The sequence below is a fragment of the Streptomyces sp. 3214.6 genome, assembly GCF_900129855.1.
Classification (GTDB): Bacteria; Actinomycetota; Actinomycetes; order Streptomycetales; family Streptomycetaceae; genus Streptomyces; species Streptomyces soliscabiei.
The window spans coordinates 8,277,722-8,301,670 of record NZ_LT670819.1; the positions used below are offsets into that span (position 1 = coordinate 8,277,722).

General features: G+C 70.7%; 24 protein-coding genes and 1 pseudogene. 14 read left to right on the forward strand and 11 right to left on the reverse strand.

What is annotated here, in order from left to right; genetic code table 11:
* Positions 1–16 precede the first annotated feature (16 nt).
* Both B5557_RS37425 and B5557_RS37430 read left to right on the forward strand, forming a co-directional pair.
* Complete coding sequence (locus tag B5557_RS37425; RefSeq protein WP_079663643.1) at positions 17–1,021, forward strand: EamA family transporter; 1,005 nt, start codon at positions 17–19, stop codon at positions 1,019–1,021.
* 175 nt (positions 1,022–1,196) lie between these two features.
* Positions 1,197–2,171: a DMT family transporter gene (locus B5557_RS37430; protein WP_079663644.1), complete on the forward strand. Its 975-nt coding sequence runs from the start codon at positions 1,197–1,199 to the stop codon at positions 2,169–2,171.
* A gap of 18 nt (positions 2,172–2,189) precedes the next feature.
* Here B5557_RS37430 and B5557_RS37435 read toward each other — a convergent pair whose 3' ends face one another.
* Both B5557_RS37435 and B5557_RS37440 read right to left on the reverse strand, forming a co-directional pair.
* Complete coding sequence (locus tag B5557_RS37435; protein ID WP_079663645.1) at positions 2,190–2,822, reverse strand: FMN-binding negative transcriptional regulator; 633 nt, start codon at positions 2,820–2,822, stop codon at positions 2,190–2,192.
* Positions 2,822–3,505: a pyridoxamine 5'-phosphate oxidase family protein gene (locus B5557_RS37440; protein WP_079663646.1), complete on the reverse strand. Its 684-nt coding sequence runs from the start codon at positions 3,503–3,505 to the stop codon at positions 2,822–2,824. Before B5557_RS37440 ends, B5557_RS37435 begins: the two co-directional genes overlap by 1 nt.
* Positions 3,506–3,540: 35 nt before the next feature.
* Between B5557_RS37440 and B5557_RS37445 the strand changes: the two genes are divergently transcribed.
* Positions 3,541–4,875, forward strand: coding sequence for an aminotransferase class I/II-fold pyridoxal phosphate-dependent enzyme (locus tag B5557_RS37445; protein ID WP_079663647.1), 1,335 nt, complete (start codon positions 3,541–3,543; stop codon positions 4,873–4,875).
* 16 nt (positions 4,876–4,891) lie between these two features.
* On the opposite strand, the gene B5557_RS37450 is transcribed toward B5557_RS37445, so the two are convergent.
* Complete coding sequence (locus B5557_RS37450; RefSeq protein ID WP_079663648.1) at positions 4,892–5,860, reverse strand: DMT family transporter; 969 nt, start codon at positions 5,858–5,860, stop codon at positions 4,892–4,894.
* A 74-nt stretch (positions 5,861–5,934) separates the two neighbouring features.
* On the opposite strand from B5557_RS37450, the gene B5557_RS37455 reads away from it, so the two are divergent.
* A complete protein-coding gene (locus B5557_RS37455; protein ID WP_079663649.1) occupies positions 5,935–6,837 on the forward strand; it encodes a LysR family transcriptional regulator in 903 nt (300 codons plus the stop codon).
* A gap of 30 nt (positions 6,838–6,867) precedes the next feature.
* On the opposite strand, the gene B5557_RS37460 is transcribed toward B5557_RS37455, so the two are convergent.
* Entirely contained in the window at positions 6,868–7,335 is a 468-nt protein-coding gene (locus B5557_RS37460; RefSeq protein WP_079663650.1) for a pyridoxamine 5'-phosphate oxidase family protein, read from the reverse strand.
* 121 nt (positions 7,336–7,456) lie between these two features.
* Between B5557_RS37460 and B5557_RS37465 the strand changes: the two genes are divergently transcribed.
* A complete protein-coding gene (locus B5557_RS37465) occupies positions 7,457–8,083 on the forward strand; it encodes a cysteine hydrolase (RefSeq protein WP_079663651.1) in 627 nt (208 codons plus the stop codon).
* 22 nt (positions 8,084–8,105) lie between these two features.
* On the opposite strand, the gene B5557_RS37470 is transcribed toward B5557_RS37465, so the two are convergent.
* Positions 8,106–8,609 carry a Rieske (2Fe-2S) protein gene (locus B5557_RS37470; protein ID WP_079663652.1) on the reverse strand — a complete coding sequence of 168 codons (504 nt, stop codon included), beginning with the start codon at positions 8,607–8,609 and terminating at the stop codon, positions 8,106–8,108.
* Positions 8,610–8,801: 192 nt separating this feature from the next.
* On the opposite strand from B5557_RS37470, the gene B5557_RS37475 reads away from it, so the two are divergent.
* The 7 genes from B5557_RS37475 to B5557_RS37505 all read left to right on the forward strand — a co-directional run bounded on the left by B5557_RS37475 (position 8,802) and on the right by B5557_RS37505 (position 14,810).
* Positions 8,802–9,557, forward strand: coding sequence for a HipA family kinase (locus tag B5557_RS37475; protein WP_079663653.1), 756 nt, complete (start codon positions 8,802–8,804; stop codon positions 9,555–9,557).
* Positions 9,554–9,970: a DUF3037 domain-containing protein gene (locus B5557_RS37480; protein ID WP_079663654.1), complete on the forward strand. Its 417-nt coding sequence runs from the start codon at positions 9,554–9,556 to the stop codon at positions 9,968–9,970. Before B5557_RS37475 ends, B5557_RS37480 begins: the two co-directional genes overlap by 4 nt.
* Before the next feature lie 155 nt (positions 9,971–10,125).
* Positions 10,126–10,887 carry a 3-oxoacyl-ACP reductase FabG gene (fabG, locus tag B5557_RS37485; protein ID WP_079663655.1) on the forward strand — a complete coding sequence of 254 codons (762 nt, stop codon included), beginning with the start codon at positions 10,126–10,128 and terminating at the stop codon, positions 10,885–10,887.
* A gap of 13 nt (positions 10,888–10,900) precedes the next feature.
* Complete coding sequence (locus tag B5557_RS37490; RefSeq protein WP_079663656.1) at positions 10,901–11,656, forward strand: SDR family oxidoreductase; 756 nt, start codon at positions 10,901–10,903, stop codon at positions 11,654–11,656.
* Positions 11,657–11,869: 213 nt separating this feature from the next.
* On the forward strand, positions 11,870–13,459 hold the full coding sequence (locus B5557_RS37495; protein ID WP_079663657.1) for an ABC transporter substrate-binding protein: 1,590 nt from the start codon (positions 11,870–11,872) through the stop codon (positions 13,457–13,459).
* A gap of 78 nt (positions 13,460–13,537) precedes the next feature.
* The gene (gene ung / locus B5557_RS37500) at positions 13,538–14,221 is read left to right on the forward strand and encodes a uracil-DNA glycosylase (RefSeq protein WP_079663658.1); all 684 of its coding nucleotides are present in this window, start codon (positions 13,538–13,540) and stop codon (positions 14,219–14,221) included.
* Positions 14,222–14,345: 124 nt separating this feature from the next.
* Entirely contained in the window at positions 14,346–14,810 is a 465-nt protein-coding gene (locus tag B5557_RS37505; RefSeq protein WP_079663659.1) for a hypothetical protein, read from the forward strand.
* Here B5557_RS37505 and B5557_RS37510 read toward each other — a convergent pair.
* Together B5557_RS37510 and B5557_RS37515 are read right to left on the reverse strand one after the other, a co-directional pair.
* The gene (locus B5557_RS37510) at positions 14,798–15,292 is read right to left on the reverse strand and encodes a hypothetical protein (protein WP_231976134.1); all 495 of its coding nucleotides are present in this window, start codon (positions 15,290–15,292) and stop codon (positions 14,798–14,800) included. The two genes, B5557_RS37505 and B5557_RS37510, sit on opposite strands and share 13 nt — an antisense overlap.
* 126 nt (positions 15,293–15,418) lie before the next feature.
* Entirely contained in the window at positions 15,419–15,931 is a 513-nt protein-coding gene (locus B5557_RS37515; protein WP_079663661.1) for a DinB family protein, read from the reverse strand.
* Between the two features lie 179 nt (positions 15,932–16,110).
* Here B5557_RS37515 and B5557_RS37520 point away from each other — a divergent pair, with 179 nt between their 5' ends.
* Positions 16,111–17,022, forward strand: coding sequence for a Gfo/Idh/MocA family protein (locus B5557_RS37520; protein ID WP_079663662.1), 912 nt, complete (start codon positions 16,111–16,113; stop codon positions 17,020–17,022).
* Here B5557_RS37520 and lnt read toward each other — a convergent pair.
* The 3 genes from lnt to B5557_RS37535 form a co-directional block, all read right to left on the reverse strand.
* Positions 16,940–18,574 (reverse strand): apolipoprotein N-acyltransferase, encoded by a 1,635-nt coding sequence (gene lnt / locus B5557_RS37525; RefSeq protein WP_443031311.1) that lies wholly within the window; start codon positions 18,572–18,574, stop codon positions 16,940–16,942. The two genes, B5557_RS37520 and lnt, sit on opposite strands and share 83 nt — an antisense overlap.
* 73 nt (positions 18,575–18,647) lie before the next feature.
* Positions 18,648–19,121 (reverse strand): nuclear transport factor 2 family protein, encoded by a 474-nt coding sequence (locus B5557_RS37530; protein ID WP_079663663.1) that lies wholly within the window; start codon positions 19,119–19,121, stop codon positions 18,648–18,650.
* Positions 19,122–19,314: 193 nt separating this feature from the next.
* Positions 19,315–19,908 (reverse strand): DUF4291 domain-containing protein, encoded by a 594-nt coding sequence (locus B5557_RS37535; protein ID WP_079663664.1) that lies wholly within the window; start codon positions 19,906–19,908, stop codon positions 19,315–19,317.
* Between the two features lie 455 nt (positions 19,909–20,363).
* Here B5557_RS37535 and B5557_RS37540 point away from each other — a divergent pair.
* Positions 20,364–21,588: pseudogene (locus tag B5557_RS37540) on the forward strand (RNA-guided endonuclease InsQ/TnpB family protein).
* A 58-nt stretch (positions 21,589–21,646) separates the two neighbouring features.
* On the opposite strand, the gene B5557_RS37545 reads toward B5557_RS37540, so the two are convergent.
* A complete protein-coding gene (locus B5557_RS37545) occupies positions 21,647–23,707 on the reverse strand; it encodes a restriction endonuclease (RefSeq protein ID WP_173877780.1) in 2,061 nt (686 codons plus the stop codon).
* Positions 23,708–23,949: the final 242 nt, after the last annotated feature.

Sequence of the window (23,949 nt, forward strand, 5' to 3'; positions counted from 1 at the left end):
CGTCGCCTGTCATCATGTGCCGGTGCATACGTCTGTGAGCAGTCAGGGCAGCCGCGGGAAGGGCCTCGGGCTCGGTCTGGCGGTCGGGTCGGCCATCGCCTTCGGCGGATCAGGGGTCGCGGCCAAGCCGCTGATCGAGGCGGGCCTGGACCCGCTGCACGTGGTGTGGCTACGGGTGACCGGCGCGGCCCTGGTGATGCTGCCGCTCGCCGTGCGCCATCGCGCACTGCTGCGCACCCGGCCGGGCCTGCTCGCCGGGTTCGGTCTGCTCGGCGTGGCCGGAGTGCAGGCGTTCTACTTCGCCTCGATATCCCGGATCCCGGTCGGCGTCGCGCTGCTCGTCGAGTACTTCGCGCCCGCCCTCGTGCTGGGCTGGGTGCGGTTCGTGCAGCGGCGGCCGGTGACGCGTGCCGCCGCGCTCGGCGTGGTCCTCGCGGTGGGCGGGCTGGCCTGTGTCGTCGAGGTCTGGTCGGGGCTGAGCTTCGACGCCGTGGGACTGCTGCTCGCGCTGGCCGCGGCCTGCTGCCAGGTCGGCTACTTCGTCCTGTCCGACCAGGGCAGCGACTCGGGCGACGATGCCCCCGACCCCCTCGGCGTCATCGCGTACGGCCTCCTGGTGGGCGCCGTCGTGCTGACCGTCGTCGCCCGCCCGTGGGGCATGGACTGGGGCGTGCTCGCGCACACCGCGGGCATGAACGGCGCCGATGTCCCCGCCTGGCTGCTGCTCGCCTGGATCGTGCTGATCGCGACGGTCGTCGCGTACGTCACCGGCGTGCTCTCCGTGCGCCGGCTCTCCCCGCAGGTGGCGGGCGTGGTGGCCTGTCTGGAGGCCGTCATCGCGACGGTCCTCGCGTGGGTGCTGCTCGGCGAGCATCTCTCGGCGCCGCAGATCGTCGGCGGCGCGGTGGTGCTGCTCGGCGCGTTCATCGCACAGTCGTCCGCTCCCGCCAAGGGCTCCCCGGAGCCGGTGGCCGCCGGCGGGCCCGAAAGGGAGTTGTCGGCCCGCGGCACGGCTGCCTAGAGTGCTGATCATGCCTTCGAACGCACTCGTTCTTCCGCCTCCGGCCGCCTGAGGCGGGCCCTCCTGAGCACGCCCGGCACCTGCTGCCGGGCGGAACGGTGCTGCCCGCAGAAGAAGTCCGCGGACCGCTGCCCATGCGGCGGTCCCTTCCCGACCTTCTGTGTGGAGAGAACGCGTGTCCCCCCTTTCCGGCCTTTCAGGCTCTGCTTCTGTCTCCCTGCCCGTTCGGCGGGCCCTGCTCTACTTGATCGTCGCGGGCGCCGCCTGGGGTACGGCCGGCGCCGCCGCCTCGCTGGTCTACCGGACCAGCGACCTGGGTGCCGTCGCCCTGTCGTTCTGGCGCTGCGCGGCCGGGCTGGTCGTGCTGCTGGCCGCCCGACCCCTGCTGCGCCCGCGCGCCGCGACCACCACGGTGCCCGTGCCGGCACCCGGGCTGCCGCGCCGCCGGGCACTGCGGTCCACGGTCATGGGCCTGGGCCTCGCGCTCTTCCAGACGGCGTACTTCGCGGCCGTGTCCGACACCGGACTGGCCGTGGCCACGGTCGTCACCCTCGGTGCGGGGCCTGTCCTCATCGCGCTCGGCGCCCGGCTGACCCTGGGGGAGCGGCTCGGCCGCGGCGGGGTACTCGCCGTCGCCGGGGCGCTCGCCGGACTGGGGGTGCTGTTCGCCGGCAGCGGTGGCTCGGCCGTCCATCCCCGAGGTGTGCTGCTCGCGCTGCTGTCGGCGGCCGGGTACAGCGCGATGACCCTGCTCACCCGGCGCTGGGGCCGCGACGGCGACGCCGACGCCTCTGCCACCACCGTGGGGGCGTTCGCCGTCACCGCCCTGTGTCTGCTGCCGTTCGCCCTGGTCGAGGGGCTGGTGCCGCACAGCGCCGAACCCCTGCGGGTGCTGGCACTGCTGGCGTACATCGCGGCGGTGCCCACGGCTCTCGCCTACGCCCTCTACTTCGCGGGCGCGGCCGTCGTACGGTCCGCGACCGTCTCCGTGATCATGCTCCTCGAACCGGTGAGCGCGGCGGTGCTGGCCGTCGGCCTCCTCGGCGAACGCCTCACCGCCACCACCCTCACCGGCACGTCGCTGATGCTGGCCTCGGTCGCCGGCCTGGCCCTCGCGGAGACACGGGCCGCCGGTCCGGCGTCGGCCTGACGGAAAGCCCCCGCGCCGTCATGTCCGGCGGCGGCGCAGGAGGTGGGCGAGGGCCGCCGCGTCTCCCGGGCCGCCGCGGGCGGCCAGGCCCGTGGCGATGCGGTCCTGGGTTTCGGGCGGCCGGTGGGCCGCGTACTTGAACTTCGCCCGTACGGCGGTCACTTCGAGCCGGATGCCTCGGATGCCGGAGAGCATGCGTCCGTACGGCTCCTCGCCGACCGTGGGCCGGGCCGAGCCGCCTTCCGGCTGGAAGTGGCCCAACTGGCGGTGCAGCAGATCGGCCTTGGCGGCTGGATCGTCCACGATGTGCGCCGTGCAGCGGAGTTGGACGGCCGTGTAGAAGCTCGTCGGGGTGCCGTGCTCGGCGGGGGCACCCGGCGGCGCCTGCCACGGGCCGGGGACGAAGACGTAATCGTCGACGACGCTCAGTGTCACCGCCGGGTTCGCCTGCAGGGCGGACCACAGCGGGTTGGGCCGGGCCAGGTGGGTGACGGCTTCGCCCGCGTCGGGGTCGTAGGCGAAGTGCAGGGGCTGGACGAACGGGGGCTCCCCCGGCGGCCCGTTGACGGCGAGCTGGCCGAAGTCATGGACCGACAGCCACTGTTGCCACTCGGCGTCCTCGCGAGGCGCGTCCCAGGGATGGATGAGCATCACAACACCGTGAGGTAGCCGGGGAGTTCGGTGCCGGGTGCGAGGTCTGCCTCCGGGAGGGGCGTGCCGTAGCCCTTGCGCAGCGGGAGCACGCCGGCCCAGTGGGGGAGGGCGAGGTCCTCCGGCTCGTCGTTCACGCCGCCCGTGCGGGTCTTGGCCGAGACCTCGTTCAGATCGAGGCGGATCACCGCGGTCGCCGCCAGTTCCTTCTTGTTGGCGGGGCGCGCGTCGGCGGCCCGGCCCGGGACGACGTGGTCGACGAGGGCGTCGAGCGCCGTCAGCTTCTCCTGCGGGTCCGTGACGTCATGGGCGATGCCGTGCACCACGACCGAGCGGTAGTTGATCGAGTGGTGGAAGGCCGAGCGGGCCAGCACCAGCCCGTCGACATGAGTGACCGTCAGACACACGGCCAGCCCCGGGTCCGCCTGTCCCGTCATCCGCAGCGGACGCGAGCCCGTCGAGCCGTGCACATAGAGCGTCTCGCCTGCCCGGCCGTACAGCGTCGGCAGCACGACCGGCGTGCCGTCGCGGACGAAGCCGAGGTGGCAGACGTAGCCCTCGTCGAGTATCGCGTGCACCAGATCCTTGTCGTACGAGGCCCGCTCCGCGCTCCGGGTGGGGATCGTGCGGTCGGTCGGAAGGTAGGCGGCGGCCTGTGTCGTCGTCTCCGGGGACCCCTGCATGACACTCTCCATTGCACTAGTGCATAATAGGCTTTGTGCTAGGAGAGTATCCGATCAAAGGTCGGCGCGCAGCAGACATTTCCGCGAGCATCGAGGCGGCAGTGGGTGCGGGTGAGCTGAGTCCGGGGCAACTGCTGCCCCCCATGCGGGAGTTGGCGACGGCCCTGGAGGTGAACCCGAACACCGTCGCGTCCGCCTATCGCACCCTGCGTGAGCGCGGGGTGATCGAGACCGACGGCCGCCGGGGCAGCCGGGTGCGGTCCAAGCCCGCCACGACCGGGCGGGAGGCCATCCGGGTGGAGGTGCCGGAGGGCGTGCGGGACGCCGCGGCCGGCAATCCGGACACGGCTCTGCTGCCGCCGCTGGCGCCGGCGTTCGCGTGGGCCGCCGCGCAGGGCGACCGGGAGCCGGTTCTGTACGGGCACGCGCCGGTCGAACCCGAGCTCGCCCGGCTGGCCCGGGCCGAACTGGACGCGGACGGCGTGCCGGACGGACCCGTGGCCGTCGCCTCCGGCTCCCTGGACGCGATCGAGCGCGTCCTCGCCGCGCATCTCAGGCCCGGCGATACCGTGGCCGTCGAGGATCCCGGGTGGGGCTCGCTGCTGGACCTCGTGCCGGCGCTCGGGCTGCGCACCGTGCCGGTCGGCCTCGACGACGAGGGACCGCTGCCCGACGACGTACGCCGGGCCCTGGAGGCCGGGGCGCGCGCCCTGATCGTCACCGACCGGGCGCAGAACCCGACCGGCGCGGCGGTGAGCGCCGCACGCGCGCGTGCCCTGCGCTCCGTGCTGCGGGCACACCCGGGGACACTGCTCGTCGAGGACGACCACGGGCATCGGATCGTCGACCTCCCCCTGCACCCCCTGGCGGGCGTCACCCGGCACTGGGCCTTCGTGCGCTCGGCCGCCAAGGCATACGGGCCCGACCTGCGCTTCGCCGTCCTCACCGGGGACGACGTCACGCTCGACCGGGTCCGTGGGCGGCAGCGGCTGGGACCCGGCTGGGTCAGCCGGATCATCCAGCGGGCGGTGCTGCGGCTGACGGCCGACGGCGCGGTGGACGCACGGGCGGTGGCGGCTGCGTACGGCGGCCGACGTGACGCGCTGATCGCCGCCCTGGCTCGGCGGGGGGTCGAGGCGCGGGGGCGCAGTGGAATGAACGTGTGGGTTCCCGTGCCGGACGAGACAGGGGCCGTCGCCCGGTTGCTGCACGCGGGCTGGGCGGTCGCGCCCGGGGCGCGGTTTCGGATCGCGTCGCCGCCGGGGATCCGGATCACTGTGTCGACGCTGACGCAGGAGGAGACCGAGGCGCTGGCGGAGGTGATCGCCTCGGCGGTCGGGTCGTCGCCGTTGCGGAACTACGCCGGGTGAGACATCTCGCCCGTGCTCACGACCTGCCTCCCGCCTGGGTCAGCGCTGCTCCTGCCAGGACTATGGCCGCTCCCACCGGGGTCGACCAGCTCAGCTGTTCGCCCAGCAGGGCGACTCCCGCCGCCGTCGCTATGACCGGGATGAAGTACGTGACCATCTGGGCCGTCGTCGGGCCGACCTCCGCGACCAGGCCGTACTGGAGGAGGAGGGCGAGGCCCGTGCCGAGCGCCCCCAGGGCGGCCGTCGCGAGCAGGGGAACGACGGGGAAGTGGATCGGGAAGGTGGTGAACAGCGGGGTGACCACGGCCAGTTGCACGGTGGCCAGGAACAGTTGCGCGCCGGTCATCGACAGGGCCGAGGAGCCGGTGTGCGCCAGGGTGCGGCGGAGGTAGATCCAGCCGATCGGGTAGCTGAGCGAGGCCAGCAGGGCCAGGGTCGTGCCCCACGCGTCCAGGCCGTGGAAGCCCTGCCAGGCGCCCAGTACCGTGAGGACGCCGAGGAAGCCGAGGCCCAGGCCCGCGACGCGCAGCCGGTTCGGCCGGTCCTCCGACAGGGCCACCAGGGACAGGGCCATGCCCCACAGCGGTGAGGTCGCGTTGCAGATGCCGGCGAGGGTGGACGGGATCGTCAGCTCCGCGTAGGCGAACAGGGAGAAGGGCAGGGCGTTGATGAGGAACGCGGACACCGTCAGATGCGCCCAGGTGCGCGCGCCGCGCGGGAGCCGCTCCCGCTTGACCGCCATCGCGGCCGCCAGCACCGTCGTACCGAACAGCAGTCGGCCCAGGGTGACCTGGAACGGGGCGTAGCCCTCGGTGCCCACCTTGATCAGCAGGAAGCTGAAACCCCAGATCAGCGACAGCGCGCCGAAACGCAGGCGCCAGTCGAGGGTGCGGCGGGGGTGGCCGGAGGCTCCCGCCGGCGTGGGGGTTTCGCAGGCTTTGGGGGAGGACGCGCGGGGGCCGGCCGGGGGCGTGGCGGTGGTCATGGGGTCAAGGGTGCCGAGACTTATCGCTTAGCACAATCGAGAATTTTCGAGCGGTACCTCGTAGCATTGCTTACATGTTGAACCTGGAGCGCCTGCGCACCCTCGACGCCCTCGCCCGGCACGGATCGGTCAGCGGGGCCGCCATGGGCCTGCACATCACCACGTCGGCCGTCTCGCAGCAGCTGGCCAAGCTGGAGCGGGAGGTCGGGCAGCAGCTGCTCGCCAAGCGCGGCCGGGGGGTGCGGCTGACGGACGCGGGGCGGCTGCTCGCCGAGCACGCGGGCCGGATCCTGTCGCAGGTCGAGCTCGCACAGGCCGATCTGGAGGCCCAACGCGGGCAGGTGGTGGGGGAGTTGAGGCTGTCCGCGTTCCCGACGGCGGCGCGCGGACTGTTTCCCGTCGCGCTCGCCGAACTACGCAAGGCGCACCCGGGGCTGCGGCTGCGCTCGTGCGAGCTGGAGCCGGAGCACGGCATCGCCGGCGTCGTGCGCGGCGACCTCGACCTCGCCGTCGTCCTGGACTGGTACAACAAGCCGATGCCGATTCCGGACGGGCTGGTCAAGGCGCCCATCCTCGACGACCCCGCCGAGGTCGCGATGCCGGCCGGGCATCCGCTCGCCGGCCGGGACGAGGTGGACCTCGGGGAGTTCGCCGAGGACGAGTGGATCACCTGGGGCGAGGGCGAGTTCTGCCACGAGTGGCTGATGTTCACCCTGCGCTCGCGGGGCATCGAACCGATCGTCGGCCACCGGGCGGCCGAGACGCACACCCAACTCGGGCTGGTGGCCGCCGGGTTGGGAGTGTGCATCGCCCCCCTGCTCGGACGCCACCCGATGCCCGAGGGGGTTGTGACGGTCTCGCTGCGGCAGCGGGTGCGTCGGCATGTGTACGTGGTCTGGCGGGCGGACGCCGACCGCCGCCCGTCGATCCGGGCGGCGGTCGAGGCGCTCAAGGCGGCCGGGGAGTCCGTGAGTTGAGCCGGCCGATCCGTTCCGTGCGCCGCCCGGCTACGCACCGCCCAGCTTGCGGAAGTCCCAGGACACGATCTTCTCCGGCTTCAGCCGCACCCACGCGTGCCGCCCGTCGTGCGGCATCGCGTCCAGGCCGAAGTTCTTGCGCGCGAACAGCGTCTCCACCGCGTCGAGTTCCGCGCACAGCTGCCCGGTGCGCGGGATCTCGCCCACGAACTCCACGGCACCGGACAGCTCGACGCCCCGCAGCGCGTCGTACTCCTCACCCGTGTCGATCACGATCGCGACCCGGGGATCGCGGCGCAGGTCCGACCAGCGCTTGCTGCGCACGACCGAGTACAGCCACAGCGCGGTACCGTCCCAGAGGAACCACAGGGCGCTGACGTGCGGGGCGCCGTCGGTGGACACGGTCGCGACGCGGCAGGTGCGGTGGACGGTGAGGAACGCGTCCAGCTCGCCCGGCGTCATCATGATCTTCCGGCCCCGGCGCTGAGTGACGGTCATCCGGCCCCCATTTCTTGTGCTGTCTTGAAATTTGACGTTGCGTCAGAAAAGGATGGTTCTTCTTCCTTCTCCAGGCAACGGTGACTAGTGTCGCCCGCCCACAGCGACTTCCGGAGGAGCCGTGTCCTCGTACGACGTGCTCAGCGAGCTCCTCGACCCCGCGAGCACCGTCCTGCTCACGGTGGAATGCCAGCAGGGAGTCGTCGGACCGGACGCCGCGCTGCCCGAACTCGCCCGCGAGGCACGGGAGTCGGGCGTCCTCGACCGGATCGCCCGGCTGGTCGACGCCGCCCACGAGAGCGGCGTCCAGGTGATCCACGCCATCGCCGAACGCCGCCCCGACGGCCGGGGCGCCGCCCGCAACGCCCGACTGTTCCGTGCCGTCGAACGCCTGCCCGTCCAGCAGCTCACCGGCACCGCCGCCGTCCGCGTCGCGCCGCCGATCCGGGTCGCCGAGGCCGATCTCGTCGTACGGCGGCTGCACGGACTGTCCCCGATCCAGGGCACCGACGTGGACCCCCTGCTGCGCAACCTGGGCTGCCGCACGCTCGTCGTCACCGGGGTCTCGGCCAACGTGGCGATCCCCAACACCGTCTTCGACGCCGTCAACCGAGGCTACACGGCCGTGGTGCCCTCGGACGCCGTCGCGGGGGTGCCGGCCGACTACACCCCCGCGATGATCCGCCACACCCTCTCCCTGGTCGCCACGGTCGCGACCACGGACGAGGTGCTGGACTGCCTCCGGTGAACCCTCTGAGGCGGACCGGCCGTCAGGCCAGGGTGATCGAGTCGCCGCTGACGTTGATCTTGACCTCGGGCAGCGGCTTCCGCGCGGGCCCGCTCTTCACGCTGCCGTCCGCGATCGAGAAGTTGCTGTTGTGACAGGGGCAGTTGATCACGCCGTCGGAGATGGACTTCACCGCGCAGCCCTGATGGGTGCACACGGCGGAGAACGCCTTGTAGGTACCCGCCGTCGGCTGGACGACGACCACCTTCTCGGACTCGAAGACCTTGCCGCCGCCCTCGGGTATGTCGGCCGTCTTGGTGAGCGCGGCGCCGGCCCCGGCGTTGTCGCCACCGCCCGTGCCGCCGGTGCTCGCGGCCTCGGTGGAGCCGGTGGAACCCGAGGTGCCGGCCGACGACGACGAACTCGACGAGTCGTCGTCGGAGCCTCCGCACGCGGTCAGCGCCACGGAGAGCCCCGCGGCTCCGGCGGCTGCCACGACAGTACGGCGGGCAGGCCCCGACGCGGACTTGATCGATGCGCTGGTCATGCTGGGGGTTCCCTTCCAGGGGGGTCGCGTGGATCTGCCGACAGGTACGAGCCGCGGGCACCGCTTGTTCAGCGCCCGCGCCAAGTCCGGACAGTGTCGAGATCTTGACCCGTTCGGCATGAGCGCGGCGTAAGCCAGAGCTGTCGCCAAGCTGTCGGCCGTGCATCGCCGCAGGCCCAGTAACCTGGGGCGATGCTCAAGGAAGTCACCGCGACCCGCTATGTCACCCCCCTGCGTGAGGGCGGCTCCTTGCCGGGACTCGTCGAGGCCGACGACTTCGGTATGTACGTCATGAAGTTCACCGGCGCCGGCCAGGGCCGCAAGACGCTCGTCGCGGAGGTCGTCTGCGGCGAACTCGCCCGCAGGCTCGGCTTCCGGGTGCCCCGGCTGGTGACCGTGGAGCTCGACGTCCTGCTGGGCCTCGGCGAACCCGACCAGCAGGTCCAGGAGCTGCTGAAGTCCAGCGGCGGCACCAACCTCGGCATGGACTTCCTCTCCGGCGCCCTCGGCTTCGACCCGCTGGCGTTCCCGGTGAGCCCCGAGGAGGCCGGCCGGATCGTCTTCTTCGACGCGCTGGTGAACAACGTCGACCGGTCCTGGCGCAACCCCAACCTCCTGGTGCACCGCGGCGAGCTGGTCCTCATCGACCACGGCGCCACCATGATCTGGCAGCACAACTGGCCCACCGCCGAGACCTCCGCGGCCCGCCCCTACGACGCCTCCGACCACGCGCTGGCCCCCTTCGGGCCGGACGTCGAGGCCGCGGCGGCGGAGCTGGCCCCGCAGATCACCGCAGACCTCCTCGCCGAGGTCACCGCCGAGATCCCCGACGTCTGGCTGACGGGCGAACCCGGCTTCGACACCCCGGACGCGCTCCGGCGCGCCTACGCGGCACCGCTCCTCGCGCGCGCCGCCGTCATCCACGACCGCATCAAGGGGACCCAGTGACCGAGCGCCACATCATCAGGCCGGGCCAGGGCGGCGACCGGGATGTCTTCGAGTACGCCCTGCTGCGCGTCGTCCCACGGGTCGAGCGCGGCGAATGCATCAACGCGGGGGTGCTGGTCTACTGCCGCGGCCAGGACTACGTCGGCGCCCGCACCCACCTTGACGAGACGAAGCTGCTGGCGCTGGACCCGGAGGCGGACGTGGCCGGGGTGCGGGCCGCCCTGCGGGCGGTCGAGGGCGTGTGTGCGGGCGGCGTGTCGGCCGGGCAGGCGGCGGTTGACGACGCCGGCCGCCGCTTCCGCTGGCTGATCGCGCCACGCTCGACGATCGTCCAGCCGGGCCCGGTGCACACGGGGCTGACCGCCGATCCGGCCGCCGAGACGGAGCGGCTGCTGGACCTGCTGGTGAGGTAATGGATCACACCGGCGACGTGTGGCGTTGACACCGGGTGCCAGGGCTTCTAGCGTCACGTCTGCCGAAGGTACTAAGCGGTCGCTCACCAGTCGGGTGCATCGAACGCCCACCCCCCGGGCGCAACAGGCTTTCTCAAGGGCGAGGAGAACCAGCAATGTCCACCACTGAGCAGCGGGTCGCCGTGGTCACGGGCGCGGCGCGCGGCATCGGAGCCGCCACCGCCGTACGACTGGCCGCGGAGGGCCGCGCGGTCGCGGTCGTCGACCTCGACGAGGCCGCCTGCAAGGACACCGTGGAGAAGATCACCGCGGCCGGCGGCCGGGCGATCGCGGTCGGCGCGGACGTCTCCGACGAGGCCCAGGTCGAGGCGGCGATCGCCCGCGTCGTCGCGGAGCTCGGCGCGCCGACGATCCTCGTCAACAACGCGGGCGTGCTCCGCGACAACCTGCTGTTCAAGATGAGCGCCTCGGACTGGGACACGGTCCTGAACGTGCACCTGCGCGGCTCGTTCCTGATGACCAAGGCCGTTCAGAAGCACATGGTCGACGCCGGCTTCGGCCGTGTCGTCAACCTGTCCTCCTCCTCGGCGCTCGGCAACCGCGGCCAGGCCAACTACTCCGCCGCCAAGGCCGGTCTGCAGGGCTTCACCAAGACCCTCGCCATCGAGCTCGGCAAGTTCGGCATCACCGCCAACGCCGTCGCCCCCGGCTTCATCGCCACCGACATGACCGCCGCGACCGCCGCCCGGGTCGGCATGGGCTTCGAGGAGTTCAAGGCCGCGGCCGCCACCCAGATCCCCGTCGCGCGCGTCGGCGAGCCCGACGACATCGCCAACGCGATCGCCTTCTTCACCAACGAGGCCGCCGGCTTCGTCTCCGGCCAGGTGCTGTACGTGGCCGGCGGACCGCTCGACTAGGGAACCGGGAATCATGACTGTGGAACTCTCCGGCAAGGTCGCCCTGGTCACGGGCGCCAGCCGCGGTATCGGTTACGGCGTCGCCGAGGCCCTCGTCGCCCGAGGCGACCGGGTCTGCATCACCGGCCGCAACGAGGACGCCCTCAAGGAGGCCGTCGAACAGCTCGGCGCCGACCGGGTCATCGGCGTCGCCGGCAAGGCGCACGACCTGGCGCACCAGGCCGCCGCCGTCGAGCGCACCATGGAGGCCTTCGGCCGCGTCGACTTCCTGGTCAACAACGCCGGTACGAACCCGGTGTTCGGCCCGATCGCCGATCTCGACCTGGACGTGGCCCGCAAGGTCTTCGAGACCAACGTGGTCTCCGCGCTCGGCTTCGCACAGAAGACCTGGCACGCCTGGCAGAAGGACAACGGCGGCGCGATCGTCAACATCGCCTCCGTCGCGGGGCTCTCGGCGTCGCCTTTCATCGGCGCGTACGGCGTCAGCAAGGCCGCGATGATCAACCTGACCCAGCAACTGGCGCACGAGTTCGCGCCGCGTGTGCGGGTCAACGCGATCGCCCCGGCCGTGGTGAAGACCAAGTTCGCCCAGGCGCTGTACGAGGGCCGCGAGGAGGAGGCGGCCGCCGCCTACCCGCTGGCCCGGCTCGGCGTGCCCTCCGACATCGGCGGCACCGCCGCGTTCCTCACCTCGGAGCAGTCGGACTGGATCACCGGCCAGACCCTCGTCGTCGACGGCGGCATGTTCCTGAACGCCGGCGTGGCGTAGGGCAGGCCCTGACCCCCTCCACGCGAGCACGGGCGTCGTTTCCCTGACGGAAACGGCGCCCGTGTCGTCGTATAGGACGACATGTGCGCGTCGTGCACGGGGATGACAACGTCGTCATACCCAGAGTGATCAAGAACGCTCCACGGGCGCTGGTTCACGCCATCTTTCGCTGCGGTATGGTCTGCCAACCCTTGGCATGGCAGATCGAGGAGCGTGCGCGTGTTCAACCGGAACCGATCCTTGCAGCAGATGGCGGCGATCGTGTCCATATCCCTGGTGGCCGGGTGCAGCCTCCTGGGGCAGGAGAGCTCCGACGACGCCGGGCCGATCGTCGTGGGCACCACCAGCGCTCCCAGCACGCTGGACCCGGCCGCCGCCTGGGACGGCTCCTGGGAGCTGTTCCGCAACATCTACCAGACCCTGCTGAGCTACCCCACCGGTGCGACCGACCCCCAGCCGGACGCCGCCAAGTCCTGCGTGTTCACCGACAGTTCGAACCGCACCTACAAATGCGAACTGCGCGACGGCCTGAAGTTCTCCAACGGGGACAAGCTGGACGCCAAGGCCGTGAAGTACTCGATCGACCGGATCAGGACGATCAACGCGATCACCGGTCCCAACGGACTGCTGGGCAGCCTCGACGGCGTGGAGACCAACGGTGAGCACGAGGTGATCTTCCGGCTCAACAAGGCCGACGCCACCTTCCCCTTCGTCCTCGCCACCCCCGGCATGTCCCTGGTCGACCCCGCCGACTATCCCGCGAGGTCTCTGCGCAAGGACGACGGCATCGTCGGCTCCGGGCCGTACCGGCTGCACTCCTACGACGAGGGCAAGCAGGCCGTCCTCGTGCGCAACGACAACTACAAGGGCTTCGCCGACCGCAAGAACGACGCGGTGACCATCCGCTACTTCCAGGACTCCGGCGAGATGGTCAAGGCCCTGCGCGCCAAGGACATCGACATCACCTACCAGGGGCTCGCCGCCGACGACATCGTCGACCTGGAGGGCAAGGGCGCCGCCAACGAGGGCCTGCAGCTCATCGAGGCCGCCGGTAGCAACATCAACTACCTGGTGTTCAACCCCAAGGACCCGGTGTCGAACAAGCTCGCCGTGCGCCGGGCCGTCGCCCAGGTCGTCGACCGCGCCGCGATCGCCCACAAGATCTACAAGGACACCGTCGACCCGCTGTACTCGATGGTCCCGTCCGGCCTGACCGGCCACACCACCGCGTTCTTCGACGTCTTCGGCGACCCGGACACCAAGAAGGCCCGCAAGATCCTCGGCGACGCCGACATCAACACGCCCGTCCCGCTCACCCTCTGGTACACCACCGACCGCTACGGCTCCGACACCGGCCTGGAGTTCAAGGAGCTCAAGAGCCAGCTGGACGCCTCGGGCCTGTTCTCCGTCACCCTCAAGAGCCGCCCCTGGAACGCCTACGTCAAGGGCTACCAGAACGGCGAATACCCGGTGTTCGGGCGCGGCTGGGCCCCCGACTTCCCGGACGCCGACAACTTCATCGCCCCCTTCGTCGGCGAGCAGAACGCCCTCGGCACGCCGTACCCGGACAAGCGGATCACCCAGGTGCTGCTGCCGCACTCCCGTCAGCAGAGCGATCGAGCCAACGTGACCAAGGACTTCGAGGAGGCCCAGCAGATCCTCGTCGACGATGCCCGGCTGCTGCCGCTGTGGCAGGGCAAGCAGTACATCGCATCCTCCGAGGACGTCTCGGGCGGAGAACGCTCCCTGGACCCGTCGACGATCATGATGGTGTGGGAGCTGTCCCGCAAAACCAGCTGGTGAGCGGTCGGCCGCGTCGATTGTCAGTGGTCGCCTGTAGGTTCTGTCATCGGAAGCGACCGCACACCAAAGGACGTTGACGTGACCGACATCGCCATGCTGCCCGAGTCCTGGCGCGGGGTTCTGGGCGACGAACTGCAGCAGCCCTACTTCAAGGAGCTGACGGAGTTCGTCGAGGAGGAGCGGGCGAAGGGCCCCGTCTACCCTCCGCGCGAGGAGGTGTTCGCCGCACTCGACGCGACGCCGTACGAGCGGGTGAAGGTGCTCGTCCTCGGCCAGGACCCGTACCACGGCGAGGGCCAGGGGCACGGCCTGTGCTTCTCGGTGCGGCCCGGCGTGAAGATCCCGCCCTCCCTGCGCAACATCTACAAGGAGATGCACGCGGAGCTGGGCACGCCCATCCCGGACAACGGCTACCTGATGCCGTGGGCGCAGCAGGGCGTCCTGCTGCTCAACGCGGTCCTCACGGTCCGCTCCGGGGAGGCGAACTCGCACAAGGGCAAGGGCTGGGAGAAGTTCACGGACGCGGTGATCCGCGCCGTGGCCGACCGGCCCGACCCGGCCGTGTTCGTGCTGTGGGGCAACTACGCGCAGAAGAAGCTCCCGCTCATCGACGAGAGCAGGCACATCGTGGTCAAGGGCGCGCACCCCTCCCCGCTGTCGGCGAAGAAGTTCTTCGGCTCCCGCCCGTTCACGCAGATCGACGCGGCCGTCGCGCAGCAGGGCCACGAGCCGATCGACTGGACGATCCCGAACCTGGTCTGAGACCGCTGCCGCCGGGCCGGTCCCTCCGCGGGCCGGCCCGGTGCCGCCTGACCGGGATTGCCGGCGGCTGCCGTTAGCGTCGTCCCGAGGACGCGGTGCCGTCCCGGGACGCAAGGAGGACGCGGTGGCGGAGCGACAGGGGCGGACGACACCGGACGCCCTGCTGACGCGCATCGGGCAGGTCGTGATGCTGCACCACGGGGGAGACCGCGAGGAGGCCCGGCACCGCCTCCTCGACCTGTGGACGGAGCTCGGCGAGGACGGCGACCCGCTGCACCGCTGCACCCTCGCCCACTACCTGGCCGACACCCACGACGACCCCTCGGACGAGCTGGCCTGGGACCTGCGGGCGCTGACGGCGGCGGAGGAGCACGAGGGGTCGGTCGAGGCCCGGGCGCTCTATCCGTCGCTGCACCTCAACCTGGCCGCGGACTATGTGAAACTCGGCCGCGCCGAGGCCGCTCGCACCCATGTGCGCCGGGCCCGCACGGCGGCCGTGGCCCTGCGTGACGACAGCTACGGGGACGGCGTACGGGCGGCGATCAGCAGGCTGGAGCTACAGCTGGGGGAGGGGCCTCACCGCCCGTAGGTCTGTTCGCAGATCACCGCTTCCGGGCTGTCCCGCTGCCAGCCGCCGTACTTCCTGCCGAGCGCACACACATCGGTGCTCCCGCGCACCTGCGCCCCGTCCGGGATCTCCACGCGCGGCCGTGCGCGCCGCCGGGGCTCGGTGGGGGCCGGGGGGTGGTGCGGACGGGAACGGGACGAGGGCGCCTGCGCGACCGGCCCCGATACCGGCGCCTGCGCGGTCGCCGGCCGCCGACGCTGCGCCGGCACCGTGGGCCGCGGCTTCGGGGACGGCCCGACCAGCGCCAGCGCCTCCCGGGCCGGAGCCTGCACGACCTGCGCCCTGGGCCGCCCCTCCGGCCGCGGCACGGACGGCGGGGCGGGCGGGGACGGTGCGACGGCCGGTCCGGGCGCGGGCGGGCGCTGGATCGTCACGCACCCGGCGAGGGCCGAGAAGGCCATGGTGACCAGGAGCGTCGCGGTGGCCGTCGTCGTTCGATGCACCCGCGCCGCTCTGGCGGTCGCGGCCGCCCGAGCGACGGCGGACGAGGGCAGGTTGCCCCGGACGGGTGATCTCCTACCCCGTACGAGGGTGCGGGGAAGGCCGGGTTGACGTGCGGGTCGATACACCTAGTCGCCGGTAGCGCCGTCGACGCGCTCGCGGATCAGGTCGGCGTGGCCGTTGTGCCGGGCGTACTCCTCGATCATGTGGGTGTAGATCCAGCGCAGGCTGAACGGCTCGTCGGTGAACCTGCTCCGGCCGCGCGAGAGTTCGTCCAGGGTGAAGCCTGCCGCGTGCCGTCGGGCGACCTCGATCTCGGCCTGCCAGGTGGTGCGGGCCTGCGCCCAGGTGTCCTGCTCGGTGAGGTGGAACTCGCCGTCCGGGTCCTCGTCGCTGTAGTAGATCGGCGCCGCGCCGTCCCCGACCAGCACCCTGCGGAACCAATTGCGCTCCACCTCCGCCATGTGCCGCACCAGGCCCATCAAGGACAGCTTGGACGGCGGCACCGAGGCGGTGCGCAACTGGACGTCGGTGAGGCCCTCGCACTTCCCTGCCAAGGTCTGCCGGTGGTAGTCCAGCCACCCCTCCAACATGGTGCGTTCGTCGGCGTTCTGGGCGGGCTCGGTGCGCTGCGTCGTCATCCCCGCATGGTCACCCCGGCCGGCCCGCCGCCACCAGCGATTTTCCGCTGCCGGGCCTGCCGCGGTGACGAGCAGGGGCCGTATGCTGCCGTGCAGGTACGCACAGGCACGCGCAGGTGAGTCGGGCAGTGGCAGGCGGGCAGGCCGTGACCTGCGGGGCAGGCAGTGAGGGAGCGCTCGTGAAGGTCGGCTGCATCGGGCTCGGTGACATCGCGCAGAAGGCGTATCTGCCGGTGCTCGGCGCACTGCCCGGGATCGAGCTCCACCTGCAGACCCGCACCCCGGCCACCCTCGACAGGGTCGCCGACACCCTGCGCCTGCCCCGCTCGCAGCGCCACGGCGACCTCGACGCGCTTCTCGCCGTCGGACTGGACGCGGCCTTCGTGCACGCGCCCACCGCCGCTCACCCCGGGATCGTCACCCGGCTGCTGGAGGCGGACGTCCCCACATACGTCGACAAGCCCCTCGCCTACGAACTCGCCGACTCCGAGCGGCTCGTGAGGCTCGCGGAAGCGCGGAACACTTCCCTCGCCGTCGGCTTCAACCGGCGGCTCGCGCCCGGCTACGCGCAGTGCGCCGACCATCCGCGCGAGCTGATCCTCCTGCAGAAGAACCGGATCGGGCTGCCCGAGGAACCCCGCACGATGATCCTCGACGACTTCATCCACGTCGTCGACACCCTGCGCTTCCTCGTGCCCGGCCCGGTCGACGACGTGACCGTGCGCGCCCGCGTCGAGGACGGACTGCTGCACCACGTCGTCCTCCAGCTCGCCGGAGACGGCTTCACCGCGCTCGGCGTGATGAACCGGCTCAGCGGTTCGAACGAGGAGATCCTGGAGGTGTCCGGGCAGGACACCAAGCGCCAGGTCGTCAACCTCGCCGAAGTGATCGACCACAAGGGGCAGCCGACCGTGCGGCGGCGCGGCGACTGGGTGCCGGTGGCCCGCCAGCGCGGCATCGAGCAGGCGGTCCTCGCCTTCCTGGACGCCGTACGTGCGGGGAAAGTGCTCAGCGCCCGGGATGCGCTGGCGACTCACGAACTCTGCGAGCGGGTGATCCGAGCGGTGCGGGACCGCTCCGCCGCAGCCTGACCGCCCGCGCCCCCTCCCTGACCCCGAGGGCCGCGAGCACCAACAGGGCCAGGTGGACCGGCCAGTCGCCGTAACGGACGTACGGGGTGACGCCGCCGGCGAGCGGGACGTCGTAGACGGCCGTCGTGCTCGCCTCCGTGCCCAGCCACGAGCCGAGACGCCGGCCGCTCGCGTCGTACACGGCGGAGACGCCGGTGAGGGTGGCGTGCACGAACGGCCGCCCGGTCTCCGCGGCGCGCAGCGCGCCCAGCGAGGCGTGCTGGTCGGGTGCCCAGCTCTGCTGGAAGGTGGAGGTCGAGGACTGGGCGACCAGCAGGTCCACGCCGTCCTCGGCGAGGTGCCGGCTCATGTCGGGGAAGGCCGTTTCGAAGCACACCATCGGCCCGACGCGCAGGCCGGGCCCGGCGTTCATCACGACCTGCTCGGTGCCGCGCCGCCGGTCCTCGCCGGCCGCCTTGCCGACGGAGGTCGCCCAGCCGAGCAGGGAACGGGCCGGTATGTACTCACCGAAGGGCACCAGCCGCATCTTGTCGTACCGGTCGCCGGTCGGGCCGTCCGGGCCGACGAGGATCGAGCTCTTGTAGATCCCCGGCCGGTCGGAGCGGCGGGCGTCGACGTTGACGAGGATGTCGGCGCCGGTGGACCGGGACAGCGCCGCGATCCGCCTGGCCAGATCCGGCCGCTCGGCGAGGTCGTACCCGACGCTGCTCTCGCCCCAGACGATCAGATCGACGTCCTGCCCGACCAGCCGGCGGGTCAACTGCTCCTCGCGGTCGAAGCGCCGGTCGGGGCCGTCGATCACACCCGGCTGCACCACCGCGATGCGGGCCCGCCCGTCGACGTCGGGGCGCGGCGCCCACATCCACGCGGCCGAGGCCGCGGCCGCGGTGGCGACGAGACCGGCGACGGCCGGCACCCGGGACGCCGGAACGGCGACGAGGACGGCGACCGCGACGTTCACCGCCACCACCAGGAAGCTGAGCAGCCACACCCCGCCGACGGAGGCGAGCCGCAGCGCGGGCTCCACCTGCCACTGGCTGGCCCCGAGCATGCCCCAGGGCCCGCCGAGCCCCTGCCAGGAACGGACGAGTTCCACGGCCAGCCACGCCGAGGGCAGCACGAGAAGCGCGGCGAACAGCCGCCCGCGGGACGGGGCGGTGCTCTCGGCGCCTCCGGTGCTTCCGGCGTCTCCGGTGCCTCTGGTGTCGTCGGCGAGGAACCGGCGGACCAGCCACGCCCACGGCGCCCACAGCGCACCCAGCAGCGCGGCGAGGACGAGCGTGAACACATGCAGGCTCGGCAGCAGCCAGTGATGCATGGCCAGCATGAAGCCGAACCCGCCGCTCCAGCCGTCGTACGCCGCCCGCCTCGCCGTGGGTGCGCAGCGGGCCAGCAGGATCCAGGGGACCAGCGCGACATAGGCCCACCACCACAGCGCCGGCGCCGGAAACGCGAGCACGGGCAGCGCGCCCGCGAACGCCGCGACGGCCGAACGCCGCTTGGGGGAGGTGAGCCAGTGGCCGAGCGTCATCCGGCTCTCCCGGATCTCCATGAGGCGCCTCCCTGCCCACTGGGTGCCTCCAGTGTGCGCGCCCCGGACGATCTACGACAGGGCGCGTTTCGGCTCAGCCCCGCAGCCGCCGCCACTTCTCCCGTACGACCACGTCACGCACCCGCCAGCCGTCGTACGTCCGCAGCAGCCCGAAGGCGTACCGGCCGCCGCAGACGAAGTCGGGCGCGCCGGCCGTGGAGCCGTCGCCGTCACCGTCCGTGGCCAACCGCATCGGGTTGACGTAGTCGGCCTGCACCCGGGCCGTGTCGCCCGTGTCCTGCTCCAGGATCCCGAACCGCACCCGGCGGTTGACGATGAGATGCTGCCGCATCGCGAACACCTGCATGCTCTCGGCCAGCCACGAGGCGACGTTCCCCGCATCCCCCTCGATGCCGCCGGCCGAACGGTAGTCCGCCCGCCCGTCCGACGTGAACAGTTCCCGATAGGCGGTCCAGTCGCCGTCGTCGACCGCCACCGCGTAGTCGGTGATCAACCCGTCGACGGCCAGCCGGTCCAGCACGGTAGCGAGTTCCACACGCTGCGTCATGGCCCGAGTGTTGGGCATGGCGGCTGCTCAGCCAAGCTCTGTGCGGCATCGGTCGGAGATCGATACGTAATCGGGTGCCGCCGCGCCGGACCGATCGGTCAGGCTGCTGCAGTGAACGACCTGCACGACCGTCCCGTAGAGCCTCTGCGGTGTGACCCGTGGGTGATGCCGGCCGTCGGGTCCGGACTGCCGGTCAGGGGCGCAGGTGGGCCAGTAGTTCGTCACTGGCGGGGTATTCCTGTTCCTGGGGGAGCAGCCGGGTTGCTGAGTCCGGTTCACCGCTGCTGACGAGTGCGTGGATCTCATGGGCGAGCGGGGTCACGTCACTGATGGACACGATCCACTCGTTCGCGTAACGCGACGATGCCTCACCCGAGAGCCCCAGTTGCAGCGAGCGGTGCGGCAGGGGACGCAGGTGCAGGTCGCGTTCGGGATCCCACTGGACACGGGCCGGTGAGCGCTTGAGGGCACGCTGCCAGGTGCTGCGATCGGGATGCAGTCCGGGGACGTAACTCGACAGGCAGGAGTGGCGCAGCGCCCAGTCGAAGCCGTCGCGAGTGATCTCGACGGCAAGGACGGTCTCCTGCCCGGTGCTCGCGCCCCAGTTGGAGCGATACATCATCCACAGGAAACTGGGTTTGATCCACGTCATACGGTCAGGCTTCCACGCGGCCGGAAAGCGGCCGTCGCCAATGGCGGGCAGTCCGATTTCAGGAGAGTACGCCTGGTAGACGGTGATCGTGGATGCCGTATGAAGCGCGCGGATCCTGTGGTGCGGTTCCTTCATGGCGTACAGCGTGAGGTCGGCCAGGTCGGGTTGCCACCGATTTTCGACCGTCGATCATTGCGACGGCACCTGTCGGCGACAGCAGCGTCCGAGGTTTCGGAGCCACGCCGTGTCCTCGGGCGCCCGAATCCATGCATGGTGGTCATTGGTGGTCGCCCGTACCAGGGCGATCCCTGTCGAGGCAGGACGCCCTCAGTCCGTTCCGTGATCAGCCGCGTGTGGCCCGTCAGGTTCACGGCCCCTCATTCAGCGCAGCAGCTCTGGCCCCAGGCCGGGCTACCGGATTTCATTCGCAGTGCATCGGCCTTCAGGCCGGTGGTGAAGCGAATCTGACAGTGGCGACGCGGAGCGTCGCAGACTCAGGTCCGGCGGAGCCGGAACCGGCTCGTGACGGTGACGGATCGTTCACACGTTCCCGATGACGACGCGGGTTCGACGTGCCTAGTGTGATCGTCATGCAGCTCCGGTACAGCTTCCGCGTGTACCCCGACGCCACTCAACAGGGTGCGCTGGTCAGGGCGTTCGGGTGCGCCCGTGTCGTGTTCAACGACGCCGTGCGGGCCCGTGAGGACGCCCGTCGGGCCGGGCAGCCCTTCCCGACGGCCGGTGACCTGTCCCGGAAGCTGATCACCGAGGCGAAGCGGACGGCCGGGCGGTCCTGGCTGGGTGAGGTGTCCGCGGTGGTGCTCCAGCAGTCCCTGCGGGACGCCGAGACCGCCTACCGCAACTTCTTCGCCTCCCTCAAGGGCGTCCGCCAGGGCCCGAGACTGGGAGCGCCGCGGTTAAGGTCCCGCAGGGACGCCCGGCAGTCGATCCGGTTCACCGCCAACGCCCGCTGGAGCATCACCGCCGGCGGCCGTCTGAACCTGCCGAAGATCGGCGCGGTGAAGGTGAAGTGGTCCCGCCCTCTGCCTACCGCCCCTTCCTCCGTCACCGTCGTCAAGGACGCCGCGGGCAGATTCTTCGCCTCCTTCGTCATCGACACCGACCCCGCCGCCGACGTGACGCGAATGCCAGACACCGACCGCACCATCGGCATCGACCTCGGCCTCACCCACTTCGCCGTCCTGTCCGACGGCACGAAGATCGACTCCCCGCGCTTCCTGCGGCGCGCGGAGAAGAAACTGAAGAAGGCCCACAAGGAGCTGTCCCGCAAACAGAAGGGATCCAAGAACCGGGCCAAGGCCCGCCTGAAGGTCGCCCGCGCCCACGCCAAGGTCGCTGACGCACGCCGCGAGTTCCACCACCAGCTCTCCACACAGCTGATCTGCGAGAACCTAAGGGATCGCCGTGGAGGACCTGGCAGTGAAAGCGCTGGCACGTACCCGGCTGGCCAAGTCCGTTCACGACGCGGGCTGGTCGTCATTCGTGCACATGCTGGAGTACAAGGCGCAGCGGTACGGCCGGACGCTGGTGAAGATCGGCCGGTTTGAGCCGACCTCCCAGACCTGCTCTGCCTGCGGCGCCGTGGACGGGCCCAAACCCCTGAACGTCCGGGAATGGACCTGTACCGCCTGCGGCGCCGTCCACGACCGGGACACCAACGCCGCGATCAACGTGAAGACGGCCGCCGGACTGGCGGTGTCGGCCTGCGGAGCGCCGGTAAGACCAGAATCCGTTCTGACACAGCGCGAAGAAACAGGAAGCCACGGATTCCCGACCGAACCGCGTGCCGCGTAGCGGCACAGCAACCAGTCACGGAAGGCCAGAATCCTCGGGCTTCAGCCCGAGGAGCAAGTCAATCCACCTCGATGCCGAAGTCCTGAACGAGTTCACCCAAGCCGCCCGTGTAGCCCTTGCCGCCCAGCACGAAGTCCCAGTCTCCGTTCGTCCTTCGGCGGAAGGAGCCGAGTACCAAGGCGGTTTCCTGCGACCGGCCGTCTGAGACCTCAAGTCGTCCCATCTCGGCCAGCTCCGGGTCGAGCAGGCGGATGAACGCGTCTGTGAAGCCAGAGAGGTCGGCGTCCGGGTTGACCTCCGGGTCAATGGCTGCCACGAGTACGAACCGGTCGGCTTCATCGGGCAACCCGTCGAAGGAAACACAGATCGCGGCCTTGTCAGGCGCAGTGGCGGGGAGAGCGCGCACTGAGCCATCCGGCGTTTGCGGATTGTTGAAGAAGACGAAGTGATCGTCGCTGAGGATCCGGTTGCCATGGCACACGAGAGCGCAGACGTCGAGGGCGACACTTCCGGTCCACGACATGCCCAAGACGTTGTAATCGTCCGGCAGCCGAGCGTCTGGCACTGAGGGCGTCGGCTCTGCCGGGACTGGTCGGCCACCTCCACCAAGCTGCCCACGCAGCCCATGACGATGCAACAGGTCCACAAGCTCGGCGCCCGAGATGAGTTCGAGCGGCTTGCCGTTGGCGAAAGTGTGTGAGCCGGGACCGAACCCTGACGTCGTCACAAGGACGCCCTTGTTGGCGCCGGCGTCCTGCACGGTTCCGTACAAGTCACGCACAGCGGTGGGCGGCACCGTGTTGCGATAGCGCTTCACCTGGACGACGATCTTGCCGCCCCGGATCGGTGTCGGATCCAGTGCGTCGACGTCCACGCCGCCATCGTTGGAGCGTTGGGTGGTCACCGCCTGCATCCCCATGGCCCGGAAGAGATCGGCAACGAGATTCTCGAATGCGATCGGGTCCATGGCCAAGAGGTCCGGTTCCTCATCGCCGCCGTGGGAGACCACACGGTTCCCAATATCCTGAGGCCGCCTGCTCGGCCGTACCGGTGTGAGCTGATCCGGCCGGGCCGAGAGCTGTCCGCGCAGTGCGTCAGCCAGGCAACTACCTGCGTCCACCTGCGCCAGGTGCAAGTTGCGGAACGAAGAGCGCGAGGCCATGACAGTTGCGAGGAAGATCTCGCCAGGTCGGCCTGTCGTGGGGTCATGCCCATCGACGAACCCGTTCAAGGTCACCGACTCAAGCGCACCCAGCTCATCCGCGGCGAACAGCTCATGGAGAACAAGCAGCATGCACTGAGCCAGGACCTCCCTGTACAGAGCACGGCGCTGGCTCACCGGGCGCGGAGTTTCCTTGTCCTGGTCGACCCCGGACATGTACCGAACGGCCTTGACCTCCGGCACGATGCTGTAAGCGGGCAACTCCCAGTCCAGGACCAATTGCCGGGCCTGCGGGTCGTAGGCTGCTGCCACCTGACGGGGGAAGCCTTCCGGCCATGCCGTCGAGGCGTAGAGAGCTGCGGAGAAGTACTCGATCACGGAATCGGGATCCCGGCGCCTCACCCCTTCGGTTGTCGCGACGACGCCCGCGTTGTGCCGCCGTACATCAGCCAGCTGAGTATCGACCCAGTGCTGGTACTCCCGCTGGTACGACGCCAGCTGTTGCTGTCGCTGGGCCTCCGCGGCTTGGGCGGCCTGCCAGTCCCGCTCGAAGCGCACTCGTGCTTCAGCCTGAGCCTGGGCCCGGCGACTTGCCGTCCAACCGCTCTGGGTCTGGTAGTGACTGAAATCGGGCATGGGTACCGGCTGCGCCAACGGTCCGGGAGCGAAGGGCTGCACCTCCTCAGGTCGCATGAGGGAGGAGGCCTTGAAGGCCGGCGCCTGGCAACCCGAGGCAAGAAGACCTTGCAAGGATGCGACCTGCGCGTCCAACTCCTCCGTGCGCCGTAGAGCCTCGGTTTGCCGGTACTCGCGGTGGCTCTGGGCGGCTCGCCGCTGGTAGGCCCGCGCTTGCTGTTCTTGCTGTCTCCGCTGTCTGGCTTCGGCTTCCATCTGGCGCTGCTGTTGCCGCTGCATATCAGCCCAGACACCGACAAAGCCAGTAGAGCGACGACTCATGTGCTGCAGGCCCTCCCCAGGACGTTGGCAGCCGAAAGGCACCATGGTTGTCCCCACAACCAGTTGTAACGAGACGACTCTAGCCAGCAATCACCGTCTCGCATATCCACGCGTCAATGGAAGTACGGTCGGCCCATCCCCGCAGGTCAACGTGACTGGAGGGTAACCAGGCCGTGCCAGGTCGTAGCGCCGGAACGGTCGCGTGCGTCAGCACCGATCTCGCAGTGTGCACCGCAACCTGA